This is a genomic window from Pedobacter antarcticus, from assembly GCF_900103515.1.
Classification (GTDB): domain Bacteria; phylum Bacteroidota; class Bacteroidia; order Sphingobacteriales; family Sphingobacteriaceae; genus Pedobacter; species Pedobacter antarcticus.
Window position 1 is genome coordinate 448,804 of sequence record NZ_FNGZ01000001.1, and the last position, 18,335, is coordinate 467,138.

Here is an 18,335-nt window from a genome sequence, read left to right on the forward strand (position 1 = left end):
CTCGGGAGGGCGGCTTTTTTTATGGCAGGAGCAAACCTCGATTTAATCTTTATCCGTTTTTTTCTAACTTTTCAATGTCCATTGCAGTCAGATACTGAAGATTCTCTGTGATTTTTTCAATCTCCCAATCCCACCATCGCAGTGTCAGAAGCTTGTGTATAACATCATCAGAGAATCTCTTTTGCCGTTGCCGGGTTTCCACCTACAATAGTATAGGGCGCTACGTCTTTGACTACCGTAGAATTAGTCGCAATTATCGCTCCATCTCCTACAGTAACACCGGCCATTATTGTCGCATTATAACCGATCCATACGTCGTTACCGATTACGATATCGCCTTTTGTCGGGTATTGTCTTTCGCCCATTGCGTTCTCCCAACCATTTCCGAAAATTGCAAAAGGATAGGCCGACAACGCATTTGTTAAGTGATTAGCTCCATTCATGATAAACTTTACATCTGAAGCAATCATACAAAATTTACCAATTATGAGTTTATCGTTAATAAAATCAAATTGATATTTTACGTTTTTCTCAAAATTCTCTACGTTATCAAAATCATCGTAATAGGTGTAATCACCAATAATTATATTTGGATTTTTAATAATGTTTTTAAGAAAGCACAACTTGTCATAATTCTTTAACGGAAATTTCACTTCTTTATCTGGTCCATTCATTCGTATATCGTTTTATTGCCATTTTGAGCGTGCGCTAATTGGTGATCTCATTTTGCTGTTTTCAGTCGTATGAAAGCAATTTGTTTCACCAGAGAAGGGCACTGCAGATTTTGCAGGCTGGCTATTTATGCAGAGGCATAAAGGTATCAGAACAAACCTGTCACACATCTCAAATCAATCTTGAACAGATTATTATTATATTAAGTTGAGCTGTTTACGCAGAAATTCTTATTGAGAGAGCGTCAAATTTTAAAATGAGAATTTAATCAGATGAATTCTGCTCATCTTTCTCTGTGGAGGTTTTAACATTTTGTTTTGGAGCAATGTATACCGGATAATCTTCGATCGAGGGAAATTCTAAATATATTGACATATCTTACTAATTTAGTGTTTGTACTTACAATAAACCTTAAAAGCCCAAATTGTTTCTATAATCAATAAAATCGTTACAAGAATTAATAATCAGTCAGGGTCGTCTTGCCTGTCCGGCAGCAACAGGTTAACCGTACAAAAAGAGCCGCCTCTATTATATTGAGGCGGCTCTTTCAGACCTGGCAAAATGACGTTTATAGTGAATAACGCAGTGTTACGCCATACGTTCTTGGATCTCCAAGCACACCCGCGTATAAGCCAGAATTTCCAGCTGCTGCTTGTAATTGTTCATAATAATTTTTATTCGCAATATTTCTCGCCCAGACAAATACGGAGAATTTATCAGATTTAAATCCTAGTCTGGCATTCAGCAATGAATAACCTTCAACGTTTAAAATACGGGACGGTGTTGGATTGGAAGAATATTGTGAACGGTAGCTGGCGTCGGCAGCAATAAAATATCTTCCTGCTGTGGTCGCCAGATTACCAGGGTTGCTGAATTCTGCGCCACCAGAAACATTCCATTTAGAAATACCTGGCAATCTTCCGCCAGAAGCATCTTTAAAGGCTACCTGAGTAGCTACGCCGTTAATGAGTTCGGTATGTCCTGTTTCCTCCAATGGCAGCGGTGCGTTTGTGAACTTCACATACTTACCGTCAAGATAAGCCATAGCAGCATTTAAAGTTAAAAATCTACCTAATTGGTACGTTCCATCCACTTCCAGGCCTTTCACATTAACTTTCTCTGCATTCGAGAGGTAACCTCTGTTAACACCTAACTGCGGCGATTGTACATTGGTTTGATAATCTTTAATATCTGTATTAAATGCACTTATGTTTACGATTGCGCCTTTTACAGGTTTAGTTTTAATACCCAGTTCGTAATGTTGAACATATTCTGGTTTAACTACCGCCAGAGATAGGTCTGCTTGTCCATTTGAGGTTGTTGGTAAGCCTCCAACATTCACACCAACAGGCTTGTAAGCTGTAGAGAACGTTCCATAAGCATTTAGCTTAGGAGTAGGTCTGTAAGAAAGTGTGACATTTCCCGATAAATTATTGTTATCTACACTGGTATTGAATTGCTGATTACTGTAAACAGCGGCTTTCAGCGCTAGCAAATCGGCACTTGAAGTTTGCAGACCTCCGTAAGTCACGCGATCATAGTTAACGTCTTTTTTATCATAAGTATATCGTAAACCGGGTAAGATATGCAGGTTTTTCAGGAATTCCCAGTCTGCCTGTGCGAATACTGCCGTACTAAGTGATTTGATAGTTGAGTTAGTTCTGATGCCGTATCCGTCTAATAAACCTGGTGTTGAGTATAATGCCTGAGCTCCGGTATTACCTGTTTGTACAAATCTCCATTGATCTTTACCAACTTCTTCTGTCTGATCTAAACCCTTCAGATTTTGGGCAAGCGCGAATACGCCGACCACACCACTTACTTTATCTGCTATATTACCAGCATATCTAATCTCCTGGGAATATTGGTCGTGGCGTGAGTTTCCCTGAGACTTGGTAAGTGCAGATAACTCGGAGAAATCTCTGTCGTTAGTCGGGTTCCAGTTCCAGAATCTCCAGGCAGTGGTTGAGGTAAGTGTGCCATTACCTATCTTATAATCGACGTTTACGGAGATCCCACCAATTGACTGATCATGTTTCCAGGGCGTATTGGTATTGATCGTTCTGGAAGACGGATTTACTACCGGCTGCTGATATCCTAAGTCAGATACAATTTTAGCGTACTGGCGGTAAGCACTTCTCTCTGTTGTGGTAACACCTGCAATCACAAGTGGATAACCTGCTGGGTGCTGAATACTGACATCACCACTCAGTAATACCTGCAATTTATCTGACGGCGTGTAGTATAACTGGCCTTTAAAGCCCAGATTATTCTGGCCACTGTATCTGCGTTCTTCTTTGGTGTTAAAAATTGTACCGTCCCGCTGAGTTCCGGAAATAGATAATCTTGCAGCAAGGTTTTTTGCGACACCACCTGTAACTGATGTTTTCGCCTGCATAAAATTGTAGTTTCCAAAGCTAAGTTCAACTTTCCCGCTTGGTGTTTGGGTTGGTTTGGCTGTAGTTATATTAAACGCACCTGCAGTCGTATTTTTACCAAAAAGCGTTCCTTGCGGGCCACGAAGTATCTCTATTTGTTCAATATCAAGAAAATCTGTAGAGGTAGCGGCAGGACGGGCCTGATAAACGCCATCTACATAGAAACCTACGCCAGGATCAATTCCGTCGTTCGTTAGACCAAATGTCGACCCTAATCCTCTGATATTAAGTGTGGTATTCCTGGCATTAGAAGCATATAACTGCACGGAAGGAACCAGCTCTTTTAAACGATTAACATTAAAGGCACCTGCATTTTCCGCTGCTTGCCCTCCGATGACAGTAATTGCAATCGGAACATCTTGCAGGACTTCTGATCGTCTTCTTGAAGTTACAACAATCTCATCTAGTAGTTCGCTCTCAATCAGGACTAACTCAAAGGGCGTCTCCTGAAGCTTTAAAATCTGAAAATCCTGCGACTTATATCCAACAGAACTGACCCGGAGATAAAAGGGGAGGTCTTGCTTTGAGTCAATGCTGAATTTACCTTCAGCATCTGCAATCGCTGAAATCTTAGTGCCTCTGATTAAAACCGTTGCATTAGGTACCGGGGCACCATTACTGGTTTTTATGATCCCTGTTATGGGACTTTGTGCAAAAATATAATTTGCCATAAGTAAGAATGGCAGTATAATAAGTAAACGTTTCTTCATCATATTAATCTTAAATGGGTTTTGATTGTACGCACCAAATATCTGGGCGTGTGTTAGTTTCGGTTGTTTATCGGGAGCTATTTGCATAGCAAAGCCATAACGTTGTTTTCGGCATCCGTTCAGGTCTAAAATATGCGAGGTAATAGGTTTTTTGCCCGGTGATTACTGGAACAGTTTCAACAACAACAGTTATAAGCTAGTAGAACGAGCGTTCTTTCTTTAGCCGTTTTTCTTTTCATTTTTATAAAATGCAAGTCTGTTTTCATTAGGTTAGGTTGTAAAGTTTTATTTTGATTATACGAATATAGGATTCTTTTTTAATTAACAAATAAAATCTATAGATTTTGTAGTGTTTATTTAAGATAGCTGTTAAAATGCGGTGGGTTTTAATTCAAAATTGTGTTAATAGGTTGGTTTATAGGATTGTTTAAGTTTAATTCCCGTCCATTTGCTAATGATAGTGATCAGATGAAAAACAACAAGTTTAGAATTGTCATTAACTATTTAGACTTATTCCTAATAAAGGATTATATTCGCGTCCTTTGAGAGGTAAGTAAATAATTGTGAAGATTCTGAAGAATAATAAAGATGATACGCTGATAAACAAAATAGACGAGGCAAGTTTTCGCGCTTTGTTTAATCAATATTGGAAACGATTAGTCGCCTTCTGTCAATATCATATCAACGACGATGAGGTCGCAATGGATATTGTACAGGATATTTTCTGCTCAATCTGGAAACGTAAAGACAATCTTCATATCGAGACCAATATAGAGCACTATCTTTTTCGTGCCGCCCGGATGAAAATTACGGATCACTATCGCGAGAAATTCAAGAAAGAAAACCACAGTAAGTGCTTGTCCGAAAGCTTTTGTGAAAGTATTAACAATACGGAGGAGACTATTCTTTACAAAGATTTAGATCACTTTGTGGATGGGCTTGTCAGCAGATTGCCCTGTCGTTGTAAGCAGGTCTATACTTTGAGTCGTAATAGCGGACTTAGTATACCTGAAATAGCCAAACAGCTAGTCCTGTCCGAAAAAACGGTGGAAGCTCATTTAACTAAAGCCTTACGTTTCCTAAAAACGTACCTGATTAAACAACCCAATGAAAAATAAATTATTTTTCAACTAAGGGTAAATCCTCCTACCTACGACTTGTACTATAAAAGCGGTTCATGTTGGTAGATCATCATTTATTAGAAAAGTATTGGGCAGGGTTATGTAACTCCGAAGAACGCGAGGCTGTAGAAAAATGGATGCTGGACGGAACTCCGGAAGAGTCTTATGAATTGCGTTCCGGAGATGCAGAAGTTACGGTAAAATCTGAGCTGTGGGAACGCATATCTGACGCCCGTCTCGAAGAGAGAAACCCTAATAAGATCATTCGCATCTCAATGTGGTCTAAAATGAGCATAATCGCCGCGGTATTGTTTTTACTAATTGGTGCGGGCGTATATATCTCAGGTCATTTCGCAATTGATAAATCTCCTATAAACAACTTAGTGGCCTTTCAGGAAGTTAGTCTTCCATATGGAAAAAAAGCCAGGGTAACTTTGCCTGACGGGACTAAAGTGTACCTCAATGCAGGAAGCAAATTAAGGTATCCACCGAAATTTTCAAAAACTGAGAGAAGAGTTCTGTTGGATGGTGAGGGATTTTTCGAGGTAACAAAAGATCCGAAGAAACCTTTCTTTATCCAGACCCGGCAAACCACCACCAGAGTTCTGGGCACAAGATTTAACCTCCAAAGTTGGGAAGGTCGTCCTGATATATTGAATGTGGAAGAAGGTATGGTCCAGTTCAGGGCTAAAAGATCGAACGGAACATTGATACTAAATACGAATACACAAGGTGTTTTTGATGGTCATTCGCTCACGAAAACCATAGTTAACAGTAGAAATAGAGTCGCATGGACCAAAGGTCTGCTGATATTTAACGACGTAAAATTAGGCGAAGTTATCCTAGAACTGGAGCGATGGTATGCCGTTAAAATCCACCTGGGTGACCCTGAATTAGCAAAAAACCGGTTGAAAGTTCAGTTTGATAATGCGTCGCTTACCGAGGTGTTGCGGGATATCAGCTTTGCGATGAATATTAAATACAAAATCAAAGATAAGGAGGTTATGTTGTCGAGATAAATATAATTCTTAACAAGAATACCCGGTGTACGCATCGCCAAAATTGTCCACCGGGTAGGAGCAATGAAATGTTTAATTGAATCAATCACATTACTTTTAATCAAAAATATGAACTTTTTGCTATTTAGAGCAACCTTGTTTTCACACGCATTGAAAACGAGTATTTTAATAATTTTAATTTTCGTCACAAGTATCTCAGCCTCGGGACAAACTTCCATACTAAAAAAACGCATCAGTATTCAGGTTAGTAACCTTAGTATTGCCAATGCTCTGGGCGAAATAGAAGCCAAAGCAGGATGTAGCTTTGTGTATAGTCCGGATTTGTTAAATGCAGACCGTAAAATCAGTTTTTCACATCAAAATGCAACTGTAGAATTTATACTTCAGGATATCTTCGGTGAACAGATACGCCGGGTAGAAGTACAGGGAAACCGGATCAATATTCAACCATCTAATGGTAAAGGAAATATTTCAGGAAAGGTAGTTACGAGTGACGGCCTTCCAGCCGCTTATGTCAACGTTGACATTGAAGACAGGAAAGTACAGGCAGATGAAAATGGACTATTTAGTTTTAAGAATATAGAGGTTGGAACGTATAGGATCACCGCAAAGTATGTGGGGTTAAAGGGGCAGAAACAAGAAGTCACAGTTACGCCGAATGCAACAACTAAGATTTCTTTTACTCTATATGAAGATATGAATGCCTTGCAGGAAGTTGTAGTAAATGGCGAACGTGTAAATAGATTTGCCAACAAAACAACAGAATATGTATCCCGTTTGCCTTTAACAAATTTGGAAAATCCCCAGGTTTATAGTGTGGTAACAAAACAGCTTATGCAGGAACAGGTTATCGTTTCAGTTGCAGATGCATTGCGTAATGCCGGCGGGGCAGTTGCTATTACCAATCCATCTGGAGGAGTTAGCGCCTATTTCAGAGGGTTTGGAACAGGAATTAACGCCCGGAATGGAATGGAGTCTACTTCCGACCGTTCGGCATTAGATTTGGCGAATATTGAACGTATAGAGGTTATGAAAGGACCTTCAGGAACCTTATTTGGAGCATCGGTATCTTCTTTTGGCGGGGTCGTAAACGTAGTCACAAAGAAACCGATAGAAGCGAAAAAAACCGAGTTGAGTTACACAACCGGAAGCTTTGGTTTAAACCGGCTTACTTTAGACGTAAATACGCCATTGGACAATGAGAAGCGCGTGCTGTTTAGGGTAAATGCTGCTTCGCACCGGGAGAGAAGTTTTCTTGATTATGGCTTCAACAATACCTTTTTAGTTGCTCCAAGTATCACTTACAATGTTAATGAGAAGCTAACATTAAATGTAGATGCAGAGTTATTACAGGTCCACAATACGCAACCTATGAATTATGTGTTCAGGTCTGCGGAAATTACGCAGCCTAGTGATTTGTTACTAGATAACAGGAAATCTTTGTTCCATGATAATGTAGATGTAAAGAATTACGCAACCAGGGTCTTTGCTGAAGCAGTGTATAAGTTCTCAGATAACTTTAAATCAACTACACTTTTCTCTTTCGTATCTGAGAATGTAGACCATAGTTATCAGCGATTAGTGATTTGGTCTTCGCCGAGTAATGTTACACGTGCTTCCTATGTATATGGTCCAGTGTATAACGGTTATACAAACATCCAGCAAAACTTTAATGGAAAGCTAAAGACTGGCGGACTTACGCACAATATTCTTATCGGAGCCAATTATCGTCATTATAGTTCTAGTTTTCTATTTGCCGAAATACAACCTATCGATCAAATAGACGTTACAAAGCCATTTAAACCAATTGTTCGCCAACAAATCGATGATGCAGTAAGTTTTGAACCTTTTCCCTCTCCTTCGCAGCAAACGGCTAGTGTTTATGCATCGGACATGATTAATATATTACCCCGCCTTTCGGCAATGTTATCCCTGCGTCTGGATCGATACAATAGAAAAGCGATTGAAGGTGAAGATGGTTATAAACAGACTTCATTAGCGCCAAAATTGGGCGTGGTATATGAAGTTTTACCAAAATCTATATCAATTTTCGCCAATTACATGAGCGGCTTTCAAAATGTGGCTCCCGCTTCACAACCTAATGGTATCCGCCAAGTGTTAGATCCAATATTTGCCAATCAGGCCGAAGCAGGGGTGAAAGCAGAACTTTTTGAGAAAAAGTTGAGTTTTACCGCAAGTTATTACCGTATCAATATTGATAATGCAACCCGTATGAATGAAGAATTGTTTACCATACAGGATGGTAAACAATTGAGTAAAGGTGTGGATCTGGAGTTGATCACACAACCATTACCCGGTTTGAACATCCTGGCAGGGTACGGGTATAATGACAACCGTATTGTGAGGGCTGCACTAGATGCTAAAATTGACGGAAACAGGGTTGGAAATGCACCGGAGAACGTAGCGAATTTATGGGCTTCCTATGCATTTCAAAAACAACTCAAAGGTTTTGGGTTTGGTGCCGGTATAAATTATGTAGATAAAATGTACAGGGCTGCAGACAACAATTTCTTTATTCCGTCTTACACTTTAGTTAATGCTGTGGTTTTTTACAATAAACAAGCATGGGGTCTGCAAGTGAAAGCTAATAATATCTTCAATGAGAAATATTGGGATAGCTGGGCCAATTTCCAGGCACCATCAAATTTGACAGCTAATCTTTCATTCCGTTTTTAGACGAGTTTCAGGCAGCAGGAGGGTGACTTCTTTGCTGCCTTATTTTTCACATATGAAGTTAAAAACAATATTAATTTCTATCCATTTATGGATGGGTATTTTATCAGGGCTAGTCGTAATCATATTGGGGCTAACGGGCTGCGTGCTTACATTTGTTGACGAAATCCGGCCATTGGTATATAGGGATAGGATGGAGGTTGCGTCAACGAAAGAAACGCAGTTATCTCTGCAGATTATGCTGCAAAACGCAAGAAATATATGGGGTAAGAACAAGCCTGTCTCAGCTTTAGAGATTCAGAATTCCCCTAATAAAACCTTTCATTTCAGAGCTTATCAGGAAGATAGTAATGAAGGTATTTGGTACTGGAATGAAAAGAAGTATTATGAATCATTATTCATGGATCCATATACAGGAAAGCTGGTTTTTCATGAACAGTCAGAGTTTGAGTTTTTCCGGGTTATTCTATATTTACACTGGAGTCTGTTGTTTAAGACAGACTTGGGGCAGCCTGTTGTCGGGATAGCGACATTGCTATATTTGATTTTATTACTTACGGGAATTTATCTATGGTGGCCGAAAAATAAAAAGGCAAGGCGTGTACGGTTTTTGTTTCGGTGGAAAGCAGATACAGGGAACAAGCGTAAGAATTACGATTTACATAGCATACTGGGTTTTTATTCTTTAAGTGTTGGTATTGTAATCGCATTAACCGGTTTGGTTTTTGCATTTCCTTGGTTTAGCAATGGAGTTCAAAGATTGTTAAATATAAGAACCCAGGTAGAAACGTCGCCAGTAATCAATACTGAGCAAGAAATTCCAATAGAAAAACCACTTGATAATATTCTGGCAGATGTTAAAAAGAAATATCCCGATGCAACGGCCTATCATTTTTATTTCCCAAGAGGTGGCTCATCCGTCGTAACCATACTTGCACGATATGAATCAATTTTTAAAACAACTCAAGCACAATACAATGTAATCTCTTGCAGATTAATTCAGGCAAGTACATATGAAGGGAAAGATGGCCGGGAAAAATTAAGGGATATTAATTATGGCATTCATACGGGAAGTATTTTAGGCTTACCAAGCAAAATATTGGTTTTTTTGATATCGCTGGTTTCTGCTTCTCTTCCAATAACCGGATTTTTAATCTGGTATAATAAAAAATGGGGTAAGCGGAGGAAGCGTAACCGAAAAAATCCTGTTGGTATGGAGTGAAAATTAGTAGCAGGCCAAAACTAAACGCAGTGTGACTCTTTTAAGATCTGATCGAGAGTTTCTCCATATTTCTTTCGCATACGCTGTTTTGATTTTTTAACAGCGTCTATCGTGATTCCAAGCAGATTAGCAACTTCCTGATTATTCAAACCTAATTTTTGCAATAAGATAATTCGGAGATTAGATTCAGTTAAAGCTGGTAAGGTGTTCAATACATCATCATAGAATTCTTCTTTTTCTGCAATAAAAGCGTTTTTAAACAGCATCCAGTTTTCGTCAGTCATTAGGTGCGAATCCAGTAAACTCTCTAATGATTGTCTTTCCGACTCATTCTTTATTTTGTCAATTTCATATTCAAGCTGGTCTATTTGCTCATTCTTTTTTTCGAGATAAACCTGATACGACGATAATGTGTTATTCGTTTCTTTAAGCAACTTTTCAGAGCGGATTTTTTCAAACTCAAAAGAGAGTAGTTTTCTCTCAAAGTGGAGGCGTTGAAACTTTAAACGCCTATTGTATGACAAAAATGTAAGTACGATAATCAGACACAGTAAGAAACTTACAGTTGCCCAGGTCCATTTTAATATAGACGATTTGTCCAGTTTTGCCTGTTCGGCTTCTAACTGCCATTTGATTCTTTCCTTTTGCGTTTGCCAGTTTACTTTGTCAACAATCTCCTGACCATCTGTAACCGATAGATGCAAGTTTATTTTGTCGAGTTTTTTTCTCAAAGCTAACTCAGATTGACTGTCTTGTTTAGCCTGGGCAATCTTTAACTTAATCTCTAAAATTTCTTTTTCAAATCCTTTTAAATAAAGCTTCGTCGTCGCATATAGAAGCGCCTTACTAATTATTTGTTCGGATTTGTCTAAGCGTCCGATCTTAAAATAGAGCTTTCCCAGCTGTATTTGAGCATACATGGTATTGCGTTGGTCGCCTTTTTTTTCTGAGATGGCGATGTCCTCCAAAAGATAAATTTCCGCTTTATGCGTATCGCCCCGCATACTATAGATAATAGCTAGCTCGCCTAGCGCTTTCGCACGCCGCATTTCGTCTGCCGTATTATTTGCAGAGGTTATCGTACGCAGGAAGTAAGTCTCAGCCTCTTCAAGCGCTTCTTTTTTTAGATATAGTGCGCCGATCGCGTAAAGGATGTTCCCATATTCTGAAGATGACCGGGGTGTAATCTCTAACCCTGTTTCTAATAATTTTATGGATGTTTGGTGGTCGTCTATCGTGCCGAAAAAATATGCGTTTTTAATCAAAACACGACTCGCCTCCGGAACTTTTGATATTGGAAATGATTCCAGTGCTCTCGATGCGCTTAAATAGTAAGGCAGAGCACTTATGTATTCGCTGTATGTATAATAATAATTTCCAAATTCGGTATTGGCCCATATTAGAATTCCAGTGTGATGGGTTTGTTCTGCTAATGTGATTGCTTCGCGATACAGCTGTTCGCTGGGGGCATTTTTTCTATCGTTTTTTTTTGAATAAAGGTGTGCCAGGAGCGTCTTGTAAATAATCTTTAAGAACGGCTTCTCCTCAGTTTTTGATTTCTGAATGAGGGAATCGAAGGAGTATGTTAGACGATCTTCTTGCGTATAGGAGCGGTATTTGGCGAGAAGACGATCCAAATGAGTTGAGGGATGTTCCGCTTTCGAGTAGGACGAAAGAAGGGTAAATAAGAAACAGGTGAAGATTAATTTAAAGTAACGGCTCATCCATTTGTTTTTATCAAAGATAGCTTTTTACCGCCAATCGATTAAATTTATATAGTTGTGAAAATAGATTTCTTTAGAACATTTCTTGACGCTGAAGTAGCTGATAACCTGGTTGTCATAGATTTTAGAATCTTGTGAAATTCCGAATGTATGGTACAAGTAAAGACAATGCTGCGCTTAAGAACAAAGAGCCAGGTATAATATCATAATTACTCTTGTTTTAACTGTTTCAACCGGTTTTCTAATCACTTTCTAATGAGTTTTTAATTTCGTGGTCATCATTTCGTCAAATGCTTGGTGAAATCACGAAATTTGTTTGTGATAAACTCTGCAATAATATATTTGCGGGCAGATGGTGGCTGTTTTTAGACGTAAAATTTTGATTTGTTTGTTCAGTATGGTGTTGTTTTTTGCCTTTGGCCTTAAAGCGACAGCCTCTATTGGTAGATGGTCATCTTTTTATCTGGTAATGGAAGATGAGCCTGTTACTGAAGAGGAAAAAAATACGAAGAAGGAAAAGTCCGGTAGATCTGCAAAAAAAATGTGGTATGTCGGCTCGACGGATACGGATCTCTTTTGGTCAAAAATTTACATTGCTACCGAAGCCCACAATAAGCGCTATCTGGTAGCTAGACTCTCCGAGCCCCATATTGCAATACCTACTGAACCGCCTGAAAACGCGGCAGGTTTTCTACGCGTATAAAATACGGGTAGGTAATTTTCAATTTCCCTGACACTTAAATTTCAAAGTTTATCATGAACAAAAAACATGATGTGCCGGCGCTCAGGCCCTGGCAACGCCTGGTTGGAATACTCCATTATGAGCGATCCACTATTAATTATATATTTTTTTATGCGGTACTGATCGGATTGCTCGGACTGACGCTACCCTTAGGCACAACAGCAATTTTCAATTTGCTGAGCAATGGTTCAATGTATAGTTCAACTTATATTTTAATTGGGGTTGTGCTTATTGGGATATTGATTGGTGGTCTGCTGCTTATTGGTCAGCTGACGCTTGTGGAGCTTGTTGAGCAAAAGATATTCGCAAGAACTGCTCTGGAGTTTGCCTATCGTTTACCACGGATCAAAAAGGCCGAATTATCGGGTGAATATCCTCCCGAACTGGTAAACCGTTTTTTTGATATCCTGACGATCCAAAAGGGGCTTGCCAAATTAGTCGTAGAAATGATATCGTCAGCTGTGTTAATTTTTTTCAGTGCAATATTACTATCCTTTTATCATCCGGTATATATGGCCTTCGGTATCTTCATCACATTCGTGTTGGTATTTGTCGTTGCACTTTATTATAAAGATGCTGTGCGGACTAGTATTGAGGAATCAGGACATAAATATCAGGTGGTCGCATATTTAGAAGATGTAGCTGCAAATCTCGATCATTATCGTGGCAATAAAAGTAAAATGAAGGAAGCGATGGAAAAGACGGATGACATTACTTCAAGATACCTTAAGGCACGTACCAGTCACTTTAAAGTGTTGCGTAAATTTTTTGCCAGCTCCATAGTTATACGGGCTATACTAATGGGCGCACTGCTTTTAATGGGCTCGTATTTTGTCATCGACAGGCAAATGACTTTCGGTCAATTTGTGGCGGCTGAAGTTATTGTGGTGCAGATCAGCTATGCAGTAGAAAAACTGATGACTAGCATGAATACCGTATTCGATATGGTTGCCAGTGCAGAAAAGCTGGCAGTTGTAACCGATCTGGAATTGGAAGAAGGACAGGAGGTAAACCATGTCTAATCATCATCAGGTAAACCACCAGGCTAATTGGGAAAACCTTGGAGAAAAGACCAGTCAGTCTTTACTGCGTATGCGTAAGGTGTTGGTACTGGAAAGGATCATGCTGGTTGCATTTTTACTTTCGATTTGTATTTTGTTTTTACCATGGCGGCAAACTATTCCGGGCAAGGGCACCGTTACTGCGCTAAGGCCTCAGGATAGACCTCAGACTATTCAAAATCAAATTGGGGGCCGAATAGAACGTTGGCATGTCAGCGAAGGGCAAAAGGTGAAGCAAGGCGACACCATACTATTGATTTCAGAGATAAGTCAATCTTACTTTGATCCTGAACTTCCACTTAGATTGAAGGAACAGCTAAAAGCAAAGCAAGGAAGTGAAGCAGCTGCAAGGCAAAAGATGCGTGCTACTGAAGATCAGATCGGTGCACTTAGTCGCGGATTAAACTTTCAGCTGATAGCCGCAGAAAATAAGGTTAAACAGAGCATCAACTATGTGCAGAGCGATAGTGCAGACATGCAGGCCCTGCGCCAGTTTTACCGCGTAAGTCAATCGCGTTTAGCGCGTTACGAACAAGGGTTTAAAGACGGGTTGTTTTCTCTTACCGATATAGAGACCCGCCGCCTGAACGTCCAGAACGATAATGCCAAGCTGATTGCTCAAGAGAATAAGCTAAACAGTTCAAAACAGTCGATGCTTATTGCACAGATCGAATTGGATAACATCAGGGCTAAATACCAGGAATCTCTGGCTAAGGCGCAATCTGATATGGGAACTGCACTATCGGGAGAGGCAAGTGCCCAGGGCGATATAGCAAAATTACGCAATGAGATTGCAAACATTGATTTCCGCAGAGGTTTGTACGTGGTTCGTGCGCCACAAGATGGTTACGTGATTAAGACCATGAAAGCGGGTATTGGCGAGAACATTAAAGATGGGGAGTCGGTCGCTACGCTGCAACCAGAAAACCCTCTGGTGGCGGCAGAAATTTACGTAAATGCAATGGATGTTCCGCTAATGACGGAAGGGAGTGAAGTTCGGATACAATTTGAAGGTTGGCCTTCGGTACAGTTTTCTGGCTGGCCGTCGGTAGCCGTAGGTACGTTTGCCGGCAGGGTATTTTCGATAGATAGAATGGTTAGTGCAAATGGTACTTACCGGGTGCTGGTTAAGCAAATGGTTCCGGTTCCTCAGACTGACGAGCCGTGGCCGATTCAGCTTAGACAAGGATCGGGGGTATTTGGCCGAGTCATTTTAAACTCTGTACCAGTTTGGTATGAGATATGGCGACAGTTAAATGGTTTTCCTCCAAGCCTGGAGAGAGAACCGAAAAGTGTTGGTAATCAAGGCAAATAGAAACATTTTATGAAGTTGTTATTAATCTTAATTATATCCTTCGGTTTACTGAATTCCCCTGCACAATCACAAACCGATACTGTCGATGTATTTATGTTACAGGATCTGGAGTTAATGGTGTTTCGCAACCACCCTGTGGTTAAACAGGCAGCGCTATTGAGCGAGTCTGCACGCGCTAATGTAATGCAGTCACTTGGTTATTTCGATCCTGGAATCAAGGCAGGCTTCGACAGGAAGATGTTTGGCGACAAAACCTATTATAACCGCTGGTCCAGCGAGCTGAAAGTGCCCCTTTGGCTTGCTGGTGCCGATCTTAAAATAGGATATGACCGTAATGTTGGCGAATTTGTAAACCCGGAAACCCATACATCTACAGCTGGTCTTGCGGGTATTGGCCTCAGCATTCCTCTAGGCCAGGGTTTGCTGATAGATTCTAGAAGAAATATCTTAAGGCAGGCAAAAATTATGGTCAATTATGCAGAAGCAGAACGCGTAAAGCAGATTAATGCTATTTGGTACAATATAGTTAAGGACTACTGGAACTGGTATTTCTCTTATAATCAATTTCAACTGATTAGTGAAGGGCTGGAACTGGCACAAACTAGATTTAAGGCAATAAGCAGACAAACGCTATTGGGCGACAAGGCGAGCATTGATTCGGTTGAGGCAGCAATTACAGTGCAGGATCGAATGATTCAGTATGAAAAGATGAAAATAGACCTGCTGAACTCCAGGCTTACTTTATCTAACCACTTGTGGAGTGATGAAGCGCAGCCTCTGGAATTGCCAGAGAACGCCAGGCCGCTTCAGGCTGTAGAATTGAATGATAAACCTAAAAAGGAAGTATTAGACACTCTGCTGGAATTTGCTGCAGGAAGCCATCCTGAATTGATCAAGTTGCGTGCGAAAGGGGAGCAGCTCGCTGTGGAGCGCTCTTACCGAAAAGAAATGCTGAAACCTAAACTTAATGTAAGCGGATCGTTATTATCTACCCGTAGAAGTTTCAATAGCTATGTTCCCGATAATTACGATTTCAATATGGGTAACTATAAGCTCGGATTCGAATTCGCACTACCTCTTTTCCTTCGTGCAGAGCGGGGGAAGCTAAGAGAGGTAAAGATAAAGCAGCGCGAATTAGAATACGATATGCAGCAATCCAACCGTGAAATAAGAAATTCGGTACTCACAAGTTACAATCATTTAAATGCTTATAGCGAACAGCTTGCGGTGCAAGTGAAAAGCATTTCAAACCAGCAAGTGCTGTTAAGTGGTGAATCTTCCAAGTTTGATTTGGGTGAAAGCACATTGTTTCTGATCAATACCCGTGAATCTAAATTGATTGATATGAAAATCAAGCGAGAGGAAATGATTGCGGGTTATCAGAAAACATTAGCAGAGCTTTATTATAAAGCGGGTAGCAGGATGTAAAGAAACTAGTAAATTTCAGTCGTGATCGTGAATTTTTGACATTTTGTACTGCAAATTTTTCATTGTTTCTGAAATTTTTTCAGTTGATTTTGGCTTCTCAGGCGTTGGCATTCCAGTTGATCTATCTTTTTCGAACGTGAAGTTCAAGAGTTTAATTAATTATAAGTTTTAATCATTAAAAATTAAAGAGGAAAAACCTATGACACTGGTTAAATTTAATCCCAACAACAGCAACAAGAAAAATGGCTTGATGCCAGGCATTAATGATGTGTTTGACTCTATCTTCAATGACACATTTTTTTCAGATCGTATGATGAGTCGTGTTCCAGCTACTAACATTAGCGAAAGTAAAGACCATTACCATTTAGAACTGGCTGCGCCGGGTCTCAAAAAAGAAGATTTTAAGCTTTCTCTGGAAAGAGATGTTTTGAGCGTTTCGGTAGAGCAATCTTTGCAGAATGATCCGCAGGAGCGTAACTTCAATAAGCGTGAATTCAGTTATAATTCATTTGTACGCTCCTTCAAACTTCCGGAATCCGCAGAAGAAAATGGCATTGAGGCGAGTTACGAAAATGGTGTACTGGCTATTAATATCCCGAAACGGGAGGAGGCTAAAGTGCAGAGCCGCCAGATTGAAATTAAATAAGTTAATTTTATTGATTGCTAATGTTGAGCCGCCATTCTCAGGCGGCTCTTTCATTGTAGACTGCTTTAGCTCGGGCAGGAAACAATGAAGCTACGCCTCGTCCTTAGTATTTTTTACTAATCCTACGCCTGTGAAAAAGAATATTACTCCAATAACACCAAATACGATTAATTGCCTGGTCGCGCCACTATGTTGTGTGTATCCATAACCGGCATAGATCAGACCGATAATTCCAAGGATGGTCAGGATGGTCCCGAAGGTACGTTTGACATTCATAAGTTGAGATTTTAGATGTGTCCGAGCATATGCAATATCTATGCCTAACATATTGTTAAGCTATCCAATGCTAACAACTTAGGGACCTGGTCCCTAAAATGATGTAATTGCCGAATCTTTCTCCTGAGAGCGAATGCTTCCGTCCAATTTTAGGAACGCCTTAAAAGTCGAACCTTTACCTGGTGTACTATCCACTGTAATCTTACCTCCCGAATTTTCGAGAATTTGTTTTACCAGATAAAGTCCAACACCATTTCCTTCTATTGATGTTGTTACACGTCGAAACTTCTCAAAGATTGAACTCAAATTTTCTGGGTCTATACCAATTCCATTGTCTGCGATGCTGATAACCATAAATTCATCTTCTGAATAGGTCTCAATATGTATTTCCGGACGGCGATCCGGAGCTTTATATTTAATGGCATTATTCACAAGATTATACACAATACTTCGGAGCTTGCGCCTGGCAAAGGTAATTTCCGAAAGACCAATATGTTGCTTGATTTTGGCGTTTGATTCATTTTATTTGTGGAGCGAGCGTAAGCTTCACATCTTCAATTATATTTTGGAGGTCGAGCATTTCTTCCTCCGCCTGATACCGGTGTTCATGCCATCGTGATTGCACTAAATCATTAATAATCATTTTCATCTTCGTCAGATTGCTCTCCACCTTTTCCAAGAGAGACGGGAATTTTTCCATGCCCTTTTCCTGGAACTTTTTTAGCATGCCTATTCCTATCCCTAATGCTGTCAACGGGTTTTTTATGTCGTGTGCAATGGTATCAAGTAACAATTCATGTTCAGCGATTAATTTTTCCTGTTCTTTTAAATCCTTGATACGCGAAGTAATGTCCACAAACGTGATAATTACACCATTGGTTTTATTCTCTTTTCTCAACACATATGGAAGAATGTTCATCTGATACCAGCGCAGATCTGTCGTCTGGATTTCTTTTTCCAGGATTTCGCCCGTCGTGATTACCAGATTGATATTATCAATGATTGTCGGAAACCGAAAATTTTCTTTTACATCAATTAAGGGCGTTCCTATATGTTCCTTTTTTAATTTGAACTGCCTCATGGCAGGTGGGGTGAACTTACGTAGAATCAGATCTGCATCTACAAAGAGCTGCGGTATGATCGTATTTTGAAAATAGTTTTCCAATTCTTCGTTGAGTTCGATTAATGTATTGATATTTTCAGTGTTCTTGTGCATGAGCGTAATTAAATAGGGGCTAAGGTACATATTTTAGCCCCTATAACGGTG

At 39.9% G+C, this 18,335-nt stretch carries 14 protein-coding genes and 1 pseudogene; 9 read left to right on the forward strand and 6 right to left on the reverse strand.

Features of this window, described 5'->3' with window-relative positions:
• Positions 1-49 precede the first annotated feature (49 nt).
• Both BLR53_RS01810 and BLR53_RS01815 read right to left on the reverse strand, forming a co-directional pair.
• Positions 50-674: pseudogene (locus BLR53_RS01810) on the reverse strand (CatB-related O-acetyltransferase).
• 566 nt (positions 675-1,240) lie between these two features.
• A complete protein-coding gene (locus tag BLR53_RS01815) occupies positions 1,241-3,823 on the reverse strand; it encodes a TonB-dependent receptor (RefSeq protein WP_244889435.1) in 2,583 nt (860 codons plus the stop codon).
• 560 nt (positions 3,824-4,383) lie between these two features.
• Here BLR53_RS01815 and BLR53_RS01820 point away from each other — a divergent pair.
• The 4 genes from BLR53_RS01820 to BLR53_RS01835 all read left to right on the forward strand — a co-directional run bounded on the left by BLR53_RS01820 (position 4,384) and on the right by BLR53_RS01835 (position 9,876).
• On the forward strand, positions 4,384-4,938 hold the full coding sequence (locus BLR53_RS01820; protein ID WP_051759550.1) for an RNA polymerase sigma-70 factor: 555 nt from the start codon (positions 4,384-4,386) through the stop codon (positions 4,936-4,938).
• Positions 4,939-4,997: 59 nt separating this feature from the next.
• Positions 4,998-5,960: a FecR family protein gene (locus BLR53_RS01825; RefSeq protein WP_074586603.1), complete on the forward strand. Its 963-nt coding sequence runs from the start codon at positions 4,998-5,000 to the stop codon at positions 5,958-5,960.
• A gap of 108 nt (positions 5,961-6,068) precedes the next feature.
• Positions 6,069-8,657: a TonB-dependent receptor gene (locus tag BLR53_RS01830; RefSeq protein ID WP_143007798.1), complete on the forward strand. Its 2,589-nt coding sequence runs from the start codon at positions 6,069-6,071 to the stop codon at positions 8,655-8,657.
• Positions 8,658-8,709: 52 nt separating this feature from the next.
• Complete coding sequence (locus tag BLR53_RS01835; protein ID WP_074586606.1) at positions 8,710-9,876, forward strand: PepSY-associated TM helix domain-containing protein; 1,167 nt, start codon at positions 8,710-8,712, stop codon at positions 9,874-9,876.
• 20 nt (positions 9,877-9,896) lie between these two features.
• On the opposite strand, the gene BLR53_RS01840 is transcribed toward BLR53_RS01835, so the two are convergent.
• Positions 9,897-11,600, reverse strand: coding sequence for a tetratricopeptide repeat protein (locus BLR53_RS01840; RefSeq protein ID WP_074586608.1), 1,704 nt, complete (start codon positions 11,598-11,600; stop codon positions 9,897-9,899).
• 352 nt (positions 11,601-11,952) lie between these two features.
• Here BLR53_RS01840 and BLR53_RS01845 point away from each other — a divergent pair, with 352 nt between their 5' ends.
• The 5 genes from BLR53_RS01845 to BLR53_RS01865 all read left to right on the forward strand — a co-directional run bounded on the left by BLR53_RS01845 (position 11,953) and on the right by BLR53_RS01865 (position 16,792).
• Positions 11,953-12,303 carry a hypothetical protein gene (locus BLR53_RS01845; RefSeq protein WP_143007799.1) on the forward strand — a complete coding sequence of 117 codons (351 nt, stop codon included), beginning with the start codon at positions 11,953-11,955 and terminating at the stop codon, positions 12,301-12,303.
• 53 nt (positions 12,304-12,356) lie between these two features.
• Positions 12,357-13,364 carry an ABC transporter transmembrane domain-containing protein gene (locus BLR53_RS01850; RefSeq protein ID WP_037438160.1) on the forward strand — a complete coding sequence of 336 codons (1,008 nt, stop codon included), beginning with the start codon at positions 12,357-12,359 and terminating at the stop codon, positions 13,362-13,364.
• Positions 13,357-14,718, forward strand: coding sequence for an HlyD family secretion protein (locus BLR53_RS01855; protein WP_037438159.1), 1,362 nt, complete (start codon positions 13,357-13,359; stop codon positions 14,716-14,718). Before BLR53_RS01850 ends, BLR53_RS01855 begins: the two co-directional genes overlap by 8 nt.
• Positions 14,719-14,727: 9 nt before the next feature.
• Positions 14,728-16,146, forward strand: coding sequence for a TolC family protein (locus BLR53_RS01860; RefSeq protein WP_037438158.1), 1,419 nt, complete (start codon positions 14,728-14,730; stop codon positions 16,144-16,146).
• Between the two features lie 199 nt (positions 16,147-16,345).
• Positions 16,346-16,792 carry an Hsp20/alpha crystallin family protein gene (locus BLR53_RS01865; RefSeq protein ID WP_074586615.1) on the forward strand — a complete coding sequence of 149 codons (447 nt, stop codon included), beginning with the start codon at positions 16,346-16,348 and terminating at the stop codon, positions 16,790-16,792.
• 90 nt (positions 16,793-16,882) lie between these two features.
• Here the strand turns inward: BLR53_RS01865 and BLR53_RS01870 are convergent, their stop codons facing one another.
• The 3 genes from BLR53_RS01870 to BLR53_RS20130 form a co-directional block, all read right to left on the reverse strand.
• Entirely contained in the window at positions 16,883-17,068 is a 186-nt protein-coding gene (locus tag BLR53_RS01870) for a hypothetical protein (RefSeq protein ID WP_037438156.1), read from the reverse strand.
• 93 nt (positions 17,069-17,161) lie between these two features.
• Positions 17,162-17,500: a sensor histidine kinase gene (locus tag BLR53_RS20125; RefSeq protein WP_244889436.1), complete on the reverse strand. Its 339-nt coding sequence runs from the start codon at positions 17,498-17,500 to the stop codon at positions 17,162-17,164.
• 85 nt (positions 17,501-17,585) lie between these two features.
• A complete protein-coding gene (locus tag BLR53_RS20130; protein ID WP_244889437.1) occupies positions 17,586-18,284 on the reverse strand; it encodes a PAS domain-containing protein in 699 nt (232 codons plus the stop codon).
• Positions 18,285-18,335: the final 51 nt, after the last annotated feature.